This is a genomic window from Kitasatospora sp. NPDC094028, assembly GCF_049543595.1.
Classification (GTDB): domain Bacteria; phylum Actinomycetota; class Actinomycetes; order Streptomycetales; family Streptomycetaceae; genus Kitasatospora.
Window position 1 is genome coordinate 72875 of the sequence record NZ_JBMVFA010000019.1, and the last position, 16225, is coordinate 89099.

Here is a 16225-nt window from a genome sequence, read left to right on the forward strand (position 1 = left end):
GGGAGGAGAACGCCGTCGGGATCTGGGCCCGGTACACGGCCCCGACCAGGACCAGGGGCCTGGTCGGGGATCGGTCCGGGGTGCCGGCCCGGGGCCGGGAGCCGCTGCGAGAATGGACCGCGGAGGCGTCGCCCCGGGGGCCGCCGGCCGTTGCGGGAACGGCACCCGCCGCACGGACGACGGCCGCGGTGGACCGGCGGAGGCCGGTGCCGACCGGCCACGGAAAGGACCAGCACCAGCATGTCGACGCACCACCCGCCCCTGCCGGCGTCACCGATACCCGACGGCCTGCCCTGGACGGCCAGTGACGCGCTGGTGGCGGTCGGGGCGGCCGTCCTGGACCTCCTCGGCTACTCGCTCGGCGGTCTGGACGGAAGCCAGCCGATCGCCCTGACCGCGCTAGTCCTGCTCGTCCTGGGGGCCATGCCGCTGCTCACCAGGCGCCGCTACCCGCTGGCGTCACTGGCGGGTGTGCTGGTCCTCGGCCTGGCACTGAACCTGAGCGGGCCGGTGCCGCCGCACTTCAACTCCTCGCTGTGCGTCGCGCTGTTCGCCGTGGCCCGCTCCCGCGGCATCGCGGTGGCGGCGCCCGCCGCCCTGGTAGCGGCCGTCGTGCCACTCCTGGGTCAGGGGCATCCGCTGCCCCCTCCGGCGGGGGAGCTGGCGGTCACCGTGCTCGATGCGGCGCTGGTCATCGCCGCGGCCGAGGTGCTGAAGCGTTGGCAGCACGAGGTGGAGGTCAGGCGCAGGCTGCTGGCCGACCGCGCGGTGGCGCAGGAACGGCGCCGCATCGCACGGGAGTTGCACGACATCGTGGCCCACCACATCACCACCATGCAGCTGATGGCCGGCGGTGCCAGAGCGAACCTCGGGGGTGACACCGAGGTGGTGCGCGACGCCCTGGTCACGCTGGAGGGCTCCGGGCGGATGGCGCTGCGCGAGATGCGCCAGCTCCTCGACGTGCTCCGGGCCGGCGACGCGCGGGAGGAGGCGGACGGGACGCCGTCCGCGCCGCAGCCCGGCGTCGGGCACCTCGGAGGGCTCGTCGAGGAGTCCCGCAGGGCCGGTCTGCCCACGGAGTTCGCCGTCCTGGGGGAGGAGCGTCCACTGCCGCCGAGCACCGGCCTGGCGGTGTTCCGGATCGTCCAGGAGTCCCTCACCAACACCCGCAAGCACGCCGGCCGGGCCCAGGCGCGGGTCGAGCTGACCTACCACCCCGACCGGGTCACCGTCGAGGTGACCGACAACGGCGCCGCCGCGCCGGCCGACACCCTGATGGGATCCCTGACGGGGGCGGGCGGTGCGGCCGGAGCGAGGGCCGGCCGCACCGGGTACGGTCTGATCGGCATGCGCGAACGCGTCGCGCTGCAGGGCGGCAGCATGGTGGCCGGTGGTGTCGACGGGGGTGGCTTCCGGGTGATGGCCAGCCTGCCGGCGGCGCCGGCCGACGGAGAGGAGCGGCTCGGATGACGGGGACCCCGGAGCGGATCAGGGTACTGATCGCGGACGACCAGCCGCTGGTGCGGCGCGGCCTGGCCCTGATCCTGGCGCCGGACCCGGCGTTCGAGGTGGTGGCCGAGGCGGTCGACGGGCAGCAGGCGGTCGACCTCGCGCACCGGCACCGGCCGCACGTCGTGGTGATGGACATCCGGATGCCGGTCCTCGACGGGGTCCAGGCGACCGAGCGGATCGCGCGGGAGCTGCCCGCGTGCCGGGTCCTGGCGCTGAGCACCTTCGACATGGACGAGTACGTGGTGGCCGCCCTGCGCGCCGGCGCCTCGGGGTTCCTGCCCAAGGACGTCTCCCCGGAGGAGCTCTCGGCGGCCGTGCGCACCGTGCACACCGGGGAGGCGGCGGTGGCGCCGCGCCTGCTCACCCGGTTGATCTCCACCTACGTCACCGCACCCCGCCTGCCGCAGGCGCCGTCGCCGGTGCCGGTGTCCGACCTGGGTGAACTCACGCCCCGTGAGATCGAGGTGTGGCACCTGCTGGCCACCGGCCTCGACAACGCCGAGATCGCGTCGGCGATGGGCATCAGCGTCTCCACGGTCAAGAACTACATCACCAGCATCTTCGCCAAGCTGAGTGTCCGCGACCGTGCCCAGGCGGTGATCGCGGCGTACGAGTCGGGTCTGGTGGAGGCCCGGTGCGCGAACCCGGCGGGCTGAGGCCCCGGCGGCCACGGAGCTGTGGCGTTCCGTGACCGCCGGGGCCGGCGCGTGTCCTGCCGTCGTGCCGGACACCGGCCGTCCGCCCGGTGTCCGGCACCCTGGACACGCCGAGGGGCGGGTCAGCGGCAGAGGGCCGCGTCCAGGGCGTCCGCCATGTGCCGCGCGCCGGCCTCGCCCGGGACGGCGGTGACCGTGATGGCCGCGGCGCGGCCGTCGTCGGTGATCCCGTTGCGGGAGCGGTATCCCGCGGTGGTCCCGCCGTGGCCCCAGAGGAGTCCGCCGCAGGAGAGCGGCTTGCTCTGCAGGCCCAGCCCGTAGCGGACCCCCGGGCCCAGGAGCTCGGCGGGGACGGTGGTGCGCATCTCGGCGAGCTGCGCCGCGGGCAGGAGCCGGCCGCCGAGGAGCGCGGCGTAGAACGCGTTGAGGTCGGTGTTGGTGGAGACGAGCGCTCCCGCCGCCCAGGCCGCCGAGGAGTCCATCTCGGTGTAGTCGATCGGAGCCGCGTCCGGCGAGCCGCGGTAGTAGCCGTGCGGGTGGGCCTCGTGGACGCTCATGTCCCCGGTGGTGGGGAAGTAGGTGTGGCGCAGGCCGACGCGGTCGATGACGCGCTTGGTGATCTCCTCGCCGACCGGCCGTCCGGTGACCTTCTGGACGAGGAGTCCGGCGACGACGTAGTTGGTGTTGCTGTACTCCCAGCTGGTGCCCGCGGGGAAGCGGGCCTTCTGGGCGAGGGCGCTGTCGAGCAGGTCGCGGGGCTCGAAGTAGCGGTACTGGATCGTGGTGAAGTCCGGGAGCGCGGGTGTCTCCATGTAGTCGGGCAGGCCGCTGGTGTGCTGGAGCAGTTGACGGACGGTGATGGTGTGCCCGTCGATGCCGTCGCCGCGCAGCAGGCCCGGCAGGTAGGTCTCGACGGGGGAGTCCAGGCCGACCTTTCCTTCGGCGACGAGCTGGAGGACGACGACGGCGGTGAAGGCCTTGGTGTTGCTGCCGATCCGTACCTGCCCGTCCACGGGGACCTTGGCTCCGGTGGCGAGGTCGCCGACGCCGGCGGTGTAGGTGCGGGTGCGGCCGTCGCGGCCCTTGACGGAGGCCAGCGCGGCGGGCAGGCCGTCGCCCTTGACCAGCGCGTTCAGGCTCGACTGGACGCTGTCCGGCCTGCTGTCCGCGGACGCCGTGGTCGGTGCCAGCGCCCCGGCCGCCACGACGCTGGCGGCCACGGCGGCCACGGCCACCGCCAACCCGCGCCGGCCGCGGCGGAGCCGGCCGGTCCGGTCGTGCTGTACGTGCTCGTGCATGGAGGAACTCCCTTGCTGGAGGGTGGAATCGGTACGGCCGGCGGGTTCCGCGCGCAGAACCCGCCGGCCGTACCGGTGCGGATGCTCGGGCCGGATCGGGCCGGATCGGGCCGGCTCAGGCTGGAGCGGGGAGGGTCAGCGGCACAGGGCGGAGTCCACCGCGGCCCACACGTGCTGCTTGACCGGGTCGCTCGGGATCGCGGTCACCGTGATGCTGACGGCGCGGCCGTCGTCGGTGGCGCCCCCGGAGGTGTCGTAGCCCGGAATGGTCCCGCCGTGGCCCCAGTACACGCCGCCGCACGACAGCGGCCGGCTCATCAGGCCCAGCCCGTAGCGGACGCCCGGAGCCACCTCGTCGGCGGGGACGGTGGTGCGCATCTCGGCGAGCTGCGCCGCGGGCAGGAGCCGGCCGCCGAGGAGCGCGGCGTAGAACGCGTTGAGATCGGTTTCGGTGGAGACGACGGCGCCCGCCGCCCAGCCCCAGGACGGGTCCAGTTCGGTGTACTCGCGGACCGAGCCGTCGGCGCCCTGGTGGTAACCCTTGGGGTGGGCCTCGCGGATGCTCATGTCCCCGGGGGTGGGGAAGTAGGTGTGGCGCAGGCCGACGCGGTCGACGATGCGCCGGTTGATCTCCTCTCCGAGCGGCCGTCCGGTGACCTTCTGGATGATCAGGCCCGCCATCAGGTAGTTGGTGTTGCAGTACTCCCAGCGCGTGCCCGGGGCGAAGTGAGCCTTCTGGACGAGGGCCGCGTCGAGCAGCTCCCGCGGTTCGAAGTACCGCTTCGGGCCGGCGAGGATCGAGCCCTTGTCCACGTACTCGGGCAGGCCGCTGGTGTGCTGGAGCAGCTGACGGACGGTGATGTTCCGCCCGTCGATGCCGTCGCCGCGCAGCAGGCCCGGCAGGTAGGTCTCGACGGGGGAGTCCAGGCCGACCTTTCCTTCGGCGACGAGCTGGAGGACGACGACGGCGGTGAAGGGCTTGGTGTTGCTGCCGATCCGTACCTGCCCGTCCACGGGGACCTTGGCTCCGGTGGCGAGGTCGCCGACGCCGGCGGTGTAGGTTCGGGTGCGGCCGTCGCGGCCCTTGGCGGAGGCCAGCGCGGCGGGCATCCCGTCGTCCTTGACCAGTGCGTTCAGGCTCGACTGGACGCTGTCCGGCCTGCCGCCCGCGAACGCCGCGGTCGGTGCCAGCGCCCCGGCCGTCATGACCCCGGCGGCCACCGCGGTCACGACCGCCACCGCCCGGTGTCGGTTGCCCCGGCGGGAGCGCGGGAAGCGGCTGTGCGGTGTGTGCTCGTACACGAATGGACCCCTCCGATGAATGGCCCGGGTGATTCCCGGCCTTGATCAAGAGGACCATTCGGGGGCGGGGGAGTTCGTCCGCACCCGGGACGAGACCGCGCCCGGGAGCGGGCTCCGGGAGCCGCCCCCGGCCAGGACCGTGCTCCCGGCGCGCACCCGGGTCAGGTCTTGGGGACGAGGGTGTTCTCGCCGGTGCGGCCCGCGGCGAAGTCGTCGACGTTGCGCAGGGTGGCGGCGATGATCTGGCCGACCGCGGTCGCGGTGAAGTAGGCCTGGTGGCTGGTGACGAGGACCTGCGGGAAGGTCATCAGGCGGGCGAGCACGTCGTCGGTGATGCCCTGGAGGGAGCGGTCGGTGAAGAAGACGCCGGTCTCCTCCTCGTAGACGTCGAGGCCGACGCCGGAGAGGCGGCCGGCGCGCAGGGTCTCGACCAGGGCGGCGCTGTCGACGAGGCCGCCGCGGCTGGAGTTGACCAGGATGGCGTCGTCCTTCATCCGGGCCAGGGCCGCCGCGTCGATCAGGTGGCGGGTGGCGGGGAGGAGCGGCACGTGCAGGCTGACCAGGTCGGCGCGGGCCAGGAGCTCGGGCAACTCGGTGTAGGTCATGCCGAGTTGGCGGCAGACTGGGTTCTCCGCGATGTCCCAGCCGAGCAGTTCGGTGCCGAAGCCGGCCGCGATCCGGGCGAAGCACTCGCCGATCTTGCCGGTGCCGACCACGCCGACCGTCATCCCGTGCACGTCCCGGCCGAGCAGACCGTCGAGCCGGAAGTCGAACTCCCGGGTGCGCCCGGCGGCCCGGACGATCCGCCGGTTGACGGCGAGCGCCAGCGTCCACGCGTGCTCGGCGACGGCGTACGGGCTGTAGTGGGAGACCCGGGCGACGGTGAGGCCGAGGCCGGCGGCGGCGTCGAGGTCGATGTTGTTGAAGCCGGTCGAGCGCTGGGCGATCAGCCGGGTGCCCCCGGCGGCGAGCGCGGTGAGCGTCTGCGCGTCCAGGACGGCGTTGACGCTGCTGCTGACGGCCGGGTAGCCGGCGGCCAGCGGGGCGGTGTCCCGGTTGAGGAACACGTCCAGGCAGCGCAGCCCGTGCCGGCCCGCGAAGGCCCGTTCCAGCAGCGGCCGTTCGTCGGCCTGCACCCCGTACGCCAGGATCTCCATGCGCCCACGCTAACGGGCGGGCGGCGATGGCGCCCCCGGACCGGGAAAGTGGGTCCGGGGGCGCCGGAGGGGGCGGTCAGATGACCGTCTCGGCCTCCTGGTAGCGCTCCTGCGGGACGGTCTTCAGCTCGGCGACGGCCTCGGCCAGCGGCACCAGGTTGATGTTGGTGCCCTGCAGCGCGGTGATGTGCCCGAAGGCGCCCTTGTGGACGGCCTCGACGGCGTGCCAGCCGAAGCGGGTGGCGAGCACCCGGTCGTAGGCGGTCGGGGTGCCGCCGCGCTGGGTGTGGCCGAGGATCACCGGGCGGGCCTCCTTGCCGAGGCGGTGCTCCAGCTCGCGGGAGAGCTGGGTGGCGATGCCGGTGAACCGCTCGTGGCCGTAGATGTCCTTGGTGCCCTCCTCCCAGTGCATGGTGCCGGGCTCGGGCTTGGCGCCCTCGGCGCAGACCACGATCGCGAACTTCTTCTGCCGGTCGAAGCGCTCGCGCACGACCTCGGTCAGCTTGTCGATGTGGAAGGGGCGCTCCGGGACGACGATGGCGTGCGCGCCGGCCGCCATGCCGGCGTTGAGCGCGATCCAGCCGGTGTGCCGGCCCATGACCTCGACGACCATGACCCGCTGGTGGGACTCGGCGGTGGTCTTAAGCCGGTCCAGCGCCTCGGTGGCGACGGACACGGCGGTGTCGAAGCCGAAGGTCACGTCGGTGGCGGCGATGTCGTTGTCGATGGTCTTCGGGACGCCGACGACCGGGAGCCCGGCGTCGCTCATCAGCTTGGCGGCCTTGAGGGTGCCCTCGCCGCCGATCGGGATGACGGCGTCGATGCCGAGGTCGGCGCAGTACTTCTTGGCCCGCTCGACACCGTCCCGCAGGTGGCTGGGCTGCACCCGGGAGGAACCGAGGATGGTGCCGCCCTGGGCCAGGATGCCGCTCACCGAGTCGAGGGTCAGCGGGCGGTGGACGCCCTCCAGGAGACCTCGCCAGCCGTCCTGGAATCCGATGATCTCGTCGCCGTGGTCGACCACCCCCCGGTGCACCACGGAACGGATCACCGCGTTCAGTCCGGGGCAGTCACCGCCGCTGGTCAGCACTCCGATACGCATTAGCTTTGCAACTCCCGAGCAACCGAGGAACGGCCGGACTCCAGGCTGTGACGACGAGCCGCCACCGTGGCGGGGCGCTCCCGCGCCGCAGGGCGGGGGAGGTGGCCGCGAGGTGAAGCACCGGCCGATCCGGACGGGACGCCCGGGAACGGCCGCGAGGTCGAGCATACGGCCCCTGGTCCGGCCGGGCAGGAGCCGACGCGGGAGCGGCGCCGTCGGCGCCCCCGCGCGGAAGTGCAGCCTGCTGCCGAGGAGGGTGTGCAGTAGGCAGCCCCATTGTCGTACGTCCGGGGCCGCCCGCGGGCCGGTTGCCCGCAATGCGGGCAACCGGCCGGGGCGTGGCGGGGTACTACGCGGGGCGCGTCGTGGCCGCGATGCGCTCGGCGCGCAGCGCGTCGTACCAGGTGGTGTCGGCCGGCGGCAGGGCGTTGACGTCGAGCGCAAGCCTGATCAGCAGGTCGGCCACGGCGGGGTTGCGGGCCAGCACCGGGCCGTGCAGGTAGGTGCCGAAGACGGTGTCCCGCCAGGCGCCCTCGGTGCCGTCGCCGGTGCCGTTGCCCCGGCCGACGCTGACCGTGGCGAACGGGCGGACGCCCTGGCCGAGCTGGGTGACGCCCTGGTGGTTCTCGAAGCCGGTCAGCTGCGGCAGGCCGAGCTGCGGGTCGACGTCGGCCAGCACGTCGCCGACGCAGCGGGCGCCCTCGCCGCGCGTGGTCCAGACGTCGAGCAGGCCCAGGCCGGGCTCGCGCTCGCCGAGGTCGTTGATGAACTCGTGGCCCATGATCTGGAAGCCGGCGCAGACGCCGAAGATGATCGCGCCGTTCTCGGCGGCCCGGACGAGGCCGCTGTCGGCGCGCAGCCGCTCGGCGGCCAGCCGCTGCGGGCGGTCCTCGCCGCCGCCGATCAGGTAGATGTCCCCGCTGGTGGGGATCGCCTGGTCGGAGCGGACGTCGATCCGGGTCACGTTGAGGTGGCGCTGGCGGGCCCGGCGCTCCACGACCAGGGCGTTGCCGCGGTCGCCGTAGGTGCTGAGCAGGTCGGGGTAGACCCAGACCACGCGCAGGCTGCTCTCACTCATCCTCGAAGGCCTTCCGTCACGTAAAGAGGGGGGTGCGGGCCCGGCATCAGCCGGCCACGACCTTCCGCAGCTGCTGGAAGGCGGTGTAGTTGGCGATGGCCTCGATCCGGCCGGGCGGGGCCATCCGGACGGCCTGCTCCAGCGAGTCCACGACGTGGAACTGCAGCCCGGCGACCTCCAGGCGGACGGCGAGGTCGAGCTTGCGCTGGCCCATCACGAACACCGGGTGCCCGGCGAGGCGCTCGTAGTCGACGTCCCACAGCCAGGAGGTGTCGGTGCCGTCGGCGTCGAGCGCGTTGACGGAGAGGATGACCGGGGCCGGCGGGCCGTCGATCAGCGAGAAGGTCTCCAGCCAGCCGGCCGGGTTCTTGGCCAGCAGCAGCCGGATGTCGCGGCCCTGGTACTGGACGACGTCGTAGCGGCCGGCCACGGCGGCCACCGACTGCATCCGCTCCAGCGCGACCTGCGGGGCGACGCCGAAGACGGCGGCGACGGCGGCCGAGGTGGTGGCGTTGGCCAGGTTGGCCCGGCCGGGCAGCTGCAGCTGGATCGGCCAGGCGCCGCGCTGCGGGTCGATCACGTGGGTGCCCTGGAGCGCCCAGTGCGGGTTGGGGCGCCGGAAGCCGCAGTCCTGGCAGAACCAGTCGTCGCCGGGGCGCTGCATCACGCCGCCGCAGGCGGGGCAGGACCAGGCGTCCTCCTTCCAGGCCTGTCCGGCGGCCACCCAGACCACCTTCTTGCAGGAGGAGGCGGCCCAGGTCACCAGCGGGTCGTCGGCGTTGGCGATGACCACGGCCTCGGTGTCCTGCAGGCCCTCGCGCCACTTCTCGGCCATCATCCGGGTCTCGGCGGCGCGGTCGAGCTGGTCGCGGGAGAGGTTGAGCAGGGCGATCGCCTTGGGGCGGGTGTCGCGGGCGACCATCGCCAGGTACTTCTCGTCGACCTCGATGACGCCGAAGCGGGCGTCGGTGCCGCCCGCGAGGGCGGAGGTGATGCCGGCCGGCATGTTGGCGCCGAGGGCGTTGGAGACCACCGGGCCGGCGGCGCGCAGCGCCTCGGCGATCAGGCGGGTGGTGGTGGTCTTGCCGTTGGTCGCGCTGACCAGGACGACGTCCAGGTGGTCGGCGAGGGTGGCGAGCAGGTCGGGGTCGAGCTTGAGGGCGACCTTGCCGCCGATCACCGAGCCGCTTCCGCGCCCGGCCTTGCGGGACACCGCGGCGGCGACCCGCCCGGCCGTGACCGCGATCTTCGCGCGGGCCGGCAGCGAGGCGTCGCGTGCGCCTGTGGGCTCCGATTCGGTGCCTGCCATGCTCAGTGGTTCCTCCTTGCTGCGGCACCGCCCGGGGCCGGACTACAGGCCGGAGGGCGGCGGGGACGGGATCAGCCTACCGACTCCGCCGCCCGGCTCGACGAACCGGACCCCACGCTGCCTGCTGCGACGAGGCCGGCGGGGCTGCTGACGGGCCGTCGAGGAGGGCGGTGTACGGACGGGCCGGTCGTGGAGGAGGACGCCGCGGGGCAGTGCGGGGTTCCCGGTCGCGCGGGGCGGTCGGGCCCGCCGGGCCGGTGGGGCGGCGCCGGAGTGACGATCCGACCGGCGTCGGAGTGATGATCGGATCCGCGCCGCAGTGACGATCCGATCAGCGGCCCGCCCGGCCGGCGGGCGCGGCCGGCTCCGGCTCCGCCGCCAGCGTGGCGGTGATCACCAGGGTGCCGCCCTCGGCGCTGATGTCCAGCGGGGCGGCCAGCCGGCGCATCGCGGCGATCAGCCCGGTGTTGCCCGCGTGGGTGACCGCGTACACCGTGCCGATCCCGGCGGCCAGGGCCGTCGCGGCCATCCGGCGCAGCAGCAGCGTGCCCAGCCCGTGCCGCTGCCAGGCGTCCTCGACCAGGACGGCCAGCTCGGCCTCGCCGTCGTCCCACATCAGGTGCCCGAGCGCGACGATCCGCCCGTCCGGGGCCGTCACGGCGAGGCTGTGGCCGTGCCGGCCGTCCAGCAGGTGGTCCAGGTGGCGGCCGGCGTCGCGGACCGGGCCGTGGTAGCGCAGCCGCAGCGAGGCGGGGGAGCAGCGGTCGTGCATCGCCAGTGCGGCCGCCCGGTCGCCGGGACCGGCCGGGCGGACCAGGAGCTCGGTCCCATCCGGCAGGGACAACCGGGACGGGCCCTCCGGCAGCGGCGGAAGCTGCGGCAGCGGGGGCATGGCCGGGGGCGTCGGCGCCGGGTGCCGGTCGACCGGCGGGTGCGGGCGGGCGAGGCGGAACGGGCCGCCGGTGAGCGCGGGCAGCCGGGCGGCCTGGCCCTCGGGCGACGCACACCTGCGGTCGGACCTGCGGAAGGACCGGTTCCAGAGCCGTTCGAGGCGAGTGCGTGATGCCGTCATGCCGCTGACGCTACCGAGACCGCGCTTCCGTCCGGTTACGTGATCGTGAACGCACGAATGCCCGGGACTCGCGGTGACGTGGCCGGGAACGCCCCGGCGCCCGGGAGGTGCGACCCGCAGGAGTGGAATCGCGCCAATCCGCGGGACAAATCGGCCAGAGGTCCAGACCTATAACCCTTGCGGCCGGGACATCGGGCGCACGACGGTGGAGCCTGCACCAGCAATACCGCCAGGTGTCAACTTACCGTCCAGTAAAGGTTTTCCCATGCTTGTGACCCCGTTCGCCCCCCGCACCGACACCCCTGCCGTCCCACACGCCCGCCGGGCACCGGCCGGCAGCGCGCTGACCGACCTGCTGGACCGTCAGGTCCGCGTCCGGCCCGCCTCCCCGGCCGTGGTCGGCGAGGGGCGCGAGCTGTCCTTCCTGGAACTGGCCGAGCAGGCCCGCCGGCTCGCCGCGCGGCTGCGCGAGCTGGGCGCCGGCCCGGACGGCTGCGTCGGCCTGTTCGCCGAACCGTCCACGGACCTGGTCGCCGGGGCCTGGGGCATCCTGTACGCCGGGTCCGGCTACCTGCCGCTGGCGCCCGAGTACCCCGAGGACCGGCTGCGCTTCATGCTGGAGGACAGCGGCACCCGGGTCGTCCTCACCCAGGAGCACCTGCGGGGTCGGCTGACCGCGCTGGCCCCGCGCGGCACCGCCGTCCTCACCGTCGAGGAGGCGCGGAACGGGCACGCCCGGGTCGAGGGCGAGGGCCCGCAGCCGGAGGAACTGGCCTACGTCATCTACACCTCGGGCAGCACCGGCCGCCCCAAGGGCGTCATGATCGAGCACCGCTCGGTGGTCTCCCAGCTGCGCTGGCTGCTCGGTGCCGGGCACCTCGACACCGAGGTGACCGTGCTGCAGAAGACCCCGATGAGCTTCGACGCCGCCCAGTGGGAGATCCTGGCCCCGGCGGTCGGCGCGCGCGTGGTGGCCGGCGCGCCGGGCCTGCACCGGGACCCGGAGGCGCTGGTGGCGGCCGTGCGCCGGCACGGCGTGACCACGCTGCAGTGCGTGCCGACGTTGCTGCGGGCCCTGCTGGAGACCGAGGGCTTCACCGAGTGCACCAGCCTGACCAGGGTGTTCGCCGGCGGCGAGGCGCTGTCCCGGCGGCTCGCCCACGACCTGGGCCGGGCGCTGCCCGGCGCCGCGCTGGTCAACCTGTACGGCCCGACCGAGTGCACCATCAACGCCACCGCGCAGCTCGTCGACCAGACCGACCCCGGCGACGGCAGCGGCTCGGTGCCGATCGGGCGCCCGGTGGACAACACCCAGGTCTACATCCTGGACGAGAAGCTGGCTCCGGTCGGCCTCGGCGGCGTCGGCGAGCTCTTCATCGGCGGCGTCCAGCTGGCCCGCGGCTACCTCAACCGGCCGGAGCTGACCGCGCAGCGCTTCGTCTCCTCCCCGTTCGCCCCCGCCGAGCGGCTGTACAGCACCGGCGACCTCGCGCAGTGGAACCCGGACGGCACCATCCAGTTCGCCGGCCGGGTCGACAACCAGGTCAAGCTGCGCGGCCACCGGGTCGAGCTGGACGAGATCGCCCGCGCGATCGAGGAGCACACCTGGGTGCGCCGCTCCGCCGCCGTCGTCACCGCCGACGAGCGCACCGGGCACCAGAACCTGGTCGCCTGCGTCGAGCTCAACCCGCGCGAGGCCGCCCTGATGGACCAGGGCGTGCACGGCGGACACCACCAGTCCAAGGCCAGCCGGCTGCAGGTCCGCGCCCAGCTCTCCGACCCGGGCCTGCGCGACGCCGCGCGGCTCGCCGGGCGCGAGCGGGTCGAGCTGCCCGGCCGCCGGGAGACCGAGGGCCAGCGCCGCGAGGTCTTCGCCCGCAAGACCTACCGCTTCTACGAGGGTGGCCCGGTCACCCGGGACGACCTGCTCGCGCTGCTCGCCCCCCGCCCGGCCGGCACCTTCGGCCGTGACCTCGCGCTGCTGAGCCTGCCCGAACTCGGCCGCATCCTGCGGTGGTTCGGCCAGTTCCACAGCTCCGAGCGGCTGCTGCCCAAGTACGCCTACGCCTCGCCCGGGGCGCTGTACGCGACCCAGCTGTACCTGGAGACCGGCGGCCTGGACGGGCTCGCGGCCGGCGTGTACTACTACCACCCGGTCGAGCACACCCTGATCCGGACCGCGGACGCGCCGACCCGCCCGGAGCCCTACCTGACCCTGCACTTCGCCGGGAAGAACGCCGCCATCGAGCCGGTGTACAAGAACAACATCCGCGAGGTGCTGGAGTTCGAGACCGGCCACATGCTGGGCGTCTTCGAGGAGGTGCTGCCCGAGTACGGGCTGGCCGTGCGGCCGCTCGGCCTCGACCCGGCCGCCCGGGCGCGCCTGGACGTCGCCGAGGAGGACCACTACCTGGGTGCCTTCGAGGTCGGCCGCGGCGGCGGCGAGCGCCGCGGCATACCCGTCGAGCTGTACCTGCAGGCCCACGAGGGCCGGATCGACGGCCTGCCGGCCGGCTTCTACCGGTACGCGGACGGCGAGTTGACGCACCTCGCGGACGAGCTGGTCGAGGCCCGGCACGTGATCGCGATCAACCAGTCGGTGTACGCCCGGGCCTCCTTCGGCGTCACCGCGGTCGGCCGGGCCGGCGCGGGCGAGGAGTGGCTGGAGTACATCGCGCTCGGCACCCAGGCGCACCGCCTCCAGCGCAACGGCCTCGGCCTGGGCTTCATGTCCTCCGGCTACAGCTCCAAGAGCGGCCACCCGCTGCCCGCCGCGCGCCGCGTCGACGGGATCCTGGAGGCGGCCGGCCTGGCCGCCGGCCCGTCGTACTTCTTCCTCGGCGGGAAGGTCAGCGAGGAGCAGATCCGCGGCGAGGACATGCGCGAGGACGCCGTCCACATGAAGGGCCCGGCCGAGATCATCAAGGACGAACTCGCCACCCTGCTGCCGGACTACATGCTGCCCAACCGGGTGCTGGTGCTCGACGCGCTGCCGCTGACCGCCAACGGCAAGGTCGACCTCAAGACGCTCGCCGCCTCCGACGCGGTGCGCACCGCCGACGTCCGCGGCGAGTACGTCGCTCCGAGCAGCGGGGTGGAACGCCGGCTGGCCGGGTTCTGGGGGCGGGCGCTGAGCTACGAGGAGGTCTCGCTCACCGACGAGTTCTTCTCGGCCGGCGGCAACTCGCTGATCGCCGTCGCCCTGGTCAACCGGATCAACCGCGAGCTCGGCACCGCGCTGCCGCTCCAGGTGCTGTTCGAGTGCCCGCGGCTGGGAGACCTGGCCGCCCGGGTCGAGCGGGACCTGCGCGGCGCCGCGGGCGCCGTCTCCCGGCTGGTCCCGCTCAGCCCGGACCAGCCGGGCCCGGGCGGCAGCCGGCCCCCGGTGTTCTGCTGGCCGGGGCTCGGCGGCTACCCGATGAACCTGCGGGTGCTCGGCCGCGAGGCCGGCGCGGGCCGCGCCTTCTACGGGGTCCAGTCGCACGGCATCAACGCGGGGGAGACCCCGTACCCGACCATCCGCGAGATGGCCGCGGCGGACGTCGCCGAGCTGCGGCGCGTGCAGCCCGAGGGCCCGTACACGCTGTGGGGCTACTCCTTCGGCGCCCGGGTCGCCTTCGAGGCGGCCTGGCAGCTGGAGCAGGCCGGCGAGCGGGTGGAGAACCTGCTGCTGATCTGCCCGGGCAACCCGAAGGTCCGCGCCCGCGACGGCGAGCGGTGGGGCCGGGAATCCTCCTTCGCCAACCCGGCGTACCTGACCATCCTGTTCTCGGTGTTCGCCGGCACGATCGGCGGACCGGACCGGGAGCGCTGCCTGGCCGAGGCGGCGGACGAGGACGGCTTCGTCCGGTTCGTCCACCGGATGCTGCCGGAGCTGGACCAGGAGCTGATCCGGCGGATCACCCGGATCGTCGGCGAGACCTACGAGTTCGACTACAGCTTCCGTGAGCTGGCCGAGCGGCAGCTGGCCGCGCCGGTCACCGTCTTCAAGGCGGCCGGCGACGACTACTCCTTCATCGAGGGCAGCAGCGGCTACAGCGCCGCCCCGCCCACCGTGGTCGAACTCGTCGGCGACCACTACGCGGTGCTGAAGGAGCACGGCGTGCTCGAACTCGCCGCCGCGATCCGGGCCGTGGAGCGCCGGGCGGAAGAGTGCTGACACGCCCTCGGACGGCTCAGAATCCGTGAGCACGGGAGCCCCTTCGGATAGGGATGGCTCGGCTTTCCGCCGAATCCGTCCCGATCCGAAGGGCTCCCCCATGTCCGTCAGGAACTCCGCACTGGCCACGGCCTGTTGCGCCCTGCTGCTCGCCGTCCCGCTGGCCTTCGCCCAGTCCGCCGCCGCCACCGAGAACAACGGGCCGAAGAACGCCCAGGAGGCCGCCGCCTGCAAGTCGGTGGTCTCCGGCCTGCTCGGCGGCTTCGGCTCGACGCTCGCCGACTCGGCGTGCGTCGTGCGGCCGTCGACCGGGGGCTGAGCAGGGTCCTCGGCGAAGGGGCGGACGGGTTGTCAGTGAACTGACGTACGCTGAGCGCCTGCCGATCGTGCTGGTGTTCGGCTCGTCCGCCCCTTTTCCCGCTGGCCCGCTGGATGATGACGACATGACCGAGACCGACACCACCGCCTCCGACGACCGGCCGACCGGCCTGCAGGCGATCTGGGCGAACACGCTGGAGCCCGTGGCGCCGCTGCCCTGGTACCGCCGGGTGTCGCCGAAGCTGATCGCCGCGGCCGTGGTGGTCGTGGGCCTGTTCACCGCCCTGACCGTGGCCGCCGTCACCGGGGCGGGCGGCCCGACGCCGCACCGGATCGTGCTGGCGGACCGGATCGGCGACCAGGCGCGGATGCCGGACGACGACATCGTCACCACCATCCGGAGCGAGTTCGAGCGGAAGCTGACCGCGCTGCGCCCCTACCGGGAGCTGGCGGTGGCCGGCTACGGCACCGGCGGGTCGAGCGGGAGCACCCTGCTGGTGATCGGGCTGACCGGGAGCTTCCCGGACGCCCGGACGCAGTTGGACAGGTACTTCGGCACCCCGTCCGCCCCCGGGGTGTCCGGCAAGAGCGTGACGGACCGCCAGGACTACCCGACCGGCCCGCTCGGGGGCGCGCTCGAATGCGCGACGGTCCCCACCCAGGACGGGTCCCGGACGGCCGTCTGCGCATGGGCGGACGGCACCACGGTGGGCATCGTCGACGACCTGACGGGTGAGGTCCGGCCGGCGGACCTGGCCGGGCGTGCGCTGGAGGTCCGGACCGCCGTCGAGGTCGAGAACAAGGACTGAGCCGCCGGTCAGACGATCCGGGTGGGGGCACCCTCGACGGTGTGGCCGCTGGTGGTGAGCAGGGCGGTCAGCGCGGCCGGGCTCAGCGAGTGCGGGGTGCGGAGGAACAGCTCCTGGGGGTGGAGCGAGAGCAGCGTGATCTGGTGGTCCGCGAGTGTGGTGGGCGTGTGGGCGAGGGCGGTCGTGCGGACGCGCCAGAGCGTGGTCGGGGGCGGGGCGTGCGGCGACCACCAGGTGTGCAGCAGGGCGACGGCGAGCAGCGCGAGCGCCGAGGCGGCGAGGACCACCGGGCCGTCCGAGCCGTGCAGGACGACCTTCGCGATCAGGTCGGCCGCGGTGACGGAGAGGAAGGCGGCGGCGAGTTCGACGGTGTCACGGCGCCGGCGGCGGGCGCGGTGGAAGGAAGGCTTCGAGTGCTCCATGCCCTCCACCGTGCCCGAGCGGTGTTTCCCG

General features: G+C 73.9%; 13 protein-coding genes. 5 read left to right on the forward strand and 8 right to left on the reverse strand.

Going from position 1 to position 16225, the window contains the following annotated elements; genetic code table 11:
- The first annotated feature begins 240 nt into the window (after positions 1-240).
- Positions 241-1470, forward strand: a complete 1230-nt coding sequence (locus tag ACPC54_RS25860) for a sensor histidine kinase (RefSeq protein WP_498968083.1) — start codon at positions 241-243, stop codon at positions 1468-1470.
- A complete protein-coding gene (locus ACPC54_RS25865) occupies positions 1467-2168 on the forward strand; it encodes a response regulator transcription factor (RefSeq protein ID WP_498968084.1) in 702 nt (233 codons plus the stop codon). Before ACPC54_RS25860 ends, ACPC54_RS25865 begins: the two co-directional genes overlap by 4 nt.
- A 122-nt stretch (positions 2169-2290) precedes the next feature.
- Here ACPC54_RS25865 and ACPC54_RS25870 read toward each other — a convergent pair whose 3' ends face one another.
- The 7 genes from ACPC54_RS25870 to ACPC54_RS25900 all read right to left on the reverse strand — a co-directional run bounded on the left by ACPC54_RS25870 (position 2291) and on the right by ACPC54_RS25900 (position 10486).
- Positions 2291-3466: a serine hydrolase domain-containing protein gene (locus ACPC54_RS25870; protein WP_498968085.1), complete on the reverse strand. Its 1176-nt coding sequence runs from the start codon at positions 3464-3466 to the stop codon at positions 2291-2293.
- 135 nt (positions 3467-3601) lie between these two features.
- The gene (locus ACPC54_RS25875) at positions 3602-4768 is read right to left on the reverse strand and encodes a serine hydrolase domain-containing protein (RefSeq protein WP_498968086.1); all 1167 of its coding nucleotides are present in this window, start codon (positions 4766-4768) and stop codon (positions 3602-3604) included.
- Positions 4769-4929: 161 nt separating this feature from the next.
- Positions 4930-5925 (reverse strand): 2-hydroxyacid dehydrogenase, encoded by a 996-nt coding sequence (locus ACPC54_RS25880; protein WP_498968087.1) that lies wholly within the window; start codon positions 5923-5925, stop codon positions 4930-4932.
- Positions 5926-6001: 76 nt separating this feature from the next.
- Positions 6002-7027: a 6-phosphofructokinase gene (locus ACPC54_RS25885; RefSeq protein WP_498968089.1), complete on the reverse strand. Its 1026-nt coding sequence runs from the start codon at positions 7025-7027 to the stop codon at positions 6002-6004.
- A gap of 349 nt (positions 7028-7376) precedes the next feature.
- A complete protein-coding gene (locus ACPC54_RS25890) occupies positions 7377-8105 on the reverse strand; it encodes a type 1 glutamine amidotransferase (RefSeq protein WP_498968090.1) in 729 nt (242 codons plus the stop codon).
- A gap of 46 nt (positions 8106-8151) precedes the next feature.
- A complete protein-coding gene (locus ACPC54_RS25895; protein WP_498968092.1) occupies positions 8152-9414 on the reverse strand; it encodes a MurT ligase domain-containing protein in 1263 nt (420 codons plus the stop codon).
- Between the two features lie 331 nt (positions 9415-9745).
- Positions 9746-10486, reverse strand: a complete 741-nt coding sequence (locus ACPC54_RS25900; RefSeq protein ID WP_498968093.1) for a GNAT family N-acetyltransferase — start codon at positions 10484-10486, stop codon at positions 9746-9748.
- A 265-nt stretch (positions 10487-10751) separates the two neighbouring features.
- On the opposite strand from ACPC54_RS25900, the gene ACPC54_RS25905 reads away from it, so the two are divergent.
- The 3 genes from ACPC54_RS25905 (at position 10752) to ACPC54_RS25915 (ending at position 15772) form a co-directional block, all read left to right on the forward strand.
- Entirely contained in the window at positions 10752-14645 is a 3894-nt protein-coding gene (locus ACPC54_RS25905; protein ID WP_498968095.1) for an amino acid adenylation domain-containing protein, read from the forward strand.
- A 100-nt stretch (positions 14646-14745) separates the two neighbouring features.
- Positions 14746-14964 carry a hypothetical protein gene (locus tag ACPC54_RS25910; RefSeq protein ID WP_498968096.1) on the forward strand — a complete coding sequence of 73 codons (219 nt, stop codon included), beginning with the start codon at positions 14746-14748 and terminating at the stop codon, positions 14962-14964.
- Between the two features lie 124 nt (positions 14965-15088).
- The gene (locus ACPC54_RS25915; RefSeq protein WP_498968098.1) at positions 15089-15772 is read left to right on the forward strand and encodes a hypothetical protein; all 684 of its coding nucleotides are present in this window, start codon (positions 15089-15091) and stop codon (positions 15770-15772) included.
- Between the two features lie 8 nt (positions 15773-15780).
- Here ACPC54_RS25915 and ACPC54_RS25920 read toward each other — a convergent pair whose 3' ends face one another.
- Positions 15781-16194: a hypothetical protein gene (locus tag ACPC54_RS25920; protein WP_498968100.1), complete on the reverse strand. Its 414-nt coding sequence runs from the start codon at positions 16192-16194 to the stop codon at positions 15781-15783.
- Between the last annotated feature and the right edge of the window lie 31 nt (positions 16195-16225).

Coding starts and splice junctions, on each gene's coding strand:
- ACPC54_RS25860 (WP_498968083.1), top strand. CDS start 241: ATGTCGACGCACCACCCGCCCCTGCCGGCGTCACCGATACCCGACGGC.
- ACPC54_RS25870 (WP_498968085.1), bottom strand. CDS start 3,466: ATGCACGAGCACGTACAGCACGACCGGACCGGCCGGCTCCGCCGCGGC.
- ACPC54_RS25905 (WP_498968095.1), top strand. CDS start 10,752: ATGCTTGTGACCCCGTTCGCCCCCCGCACCGACACCCCTGCCGTCCCA.
- ACPC54_RS25910 (WP_498968096.1), top strand. CDS start 14,746: ATGTCCGTCAGGAACTCCGCACTGGCCACGGCCTGTTGCGCCCTGCTG.
- ACPC54_RS25880 (WP_498968087.1), bottom strand. CDS start 5,925: ATGGAGATCCTGGCGTACGGGGTGCAGGCCGACGAACGGCCGCTGCTG.
- ACPC54_RS25885 (WP_498968089.1), bottom strand. CDS start 7,027: ATGCGTATCGGAGTGCTGACCAGCGGCGGTGACTGCCCCGGACTGAAC.
- ACPC54_RS25900 (WP_498968093.1), bottom strand. CDS start 10,486: ATGACGGCATCACGCACTCGCCTCGAACGGCTCTGGAACCGGTCCTTC.
- ACPC54_RS25895 (WP_498968092.1), bottom strand. CDS start 9,414: ATGGCAGGCACCGAATCGGAGCCCACAGGCGCACGCGACGCCTCGCTG.
- ACPC54_RS25865 (WP_498968084.1), top strand. CDS start 1,467: ATGACGGGGACCCCGGAGCGGATCAGGGTACTGATCGCGGACGACCAG.
- ACPC54_RS25890 (WP_498968090.1), bottom strand. CDS start 8,105: ATGAGTGAGAGCAGCCTGCGCGTGGTCTGGGTCTACCCCGACCTGCTC.
- ACPC54_RS25915 (WP_498968098.1), top strand. CDS start 15,089: ATGACCGAGACCGACACCACCGCCTCCGACGACCGGCCGACCGGCCTG.
- ACPC54_RS25920 (WP_498968100.1), bottom strand. CDS start 16,194: ATGGAGCACTCGAAGCCTTCCTTCCACCGCGCCCGCCGCCGGCGCCGT.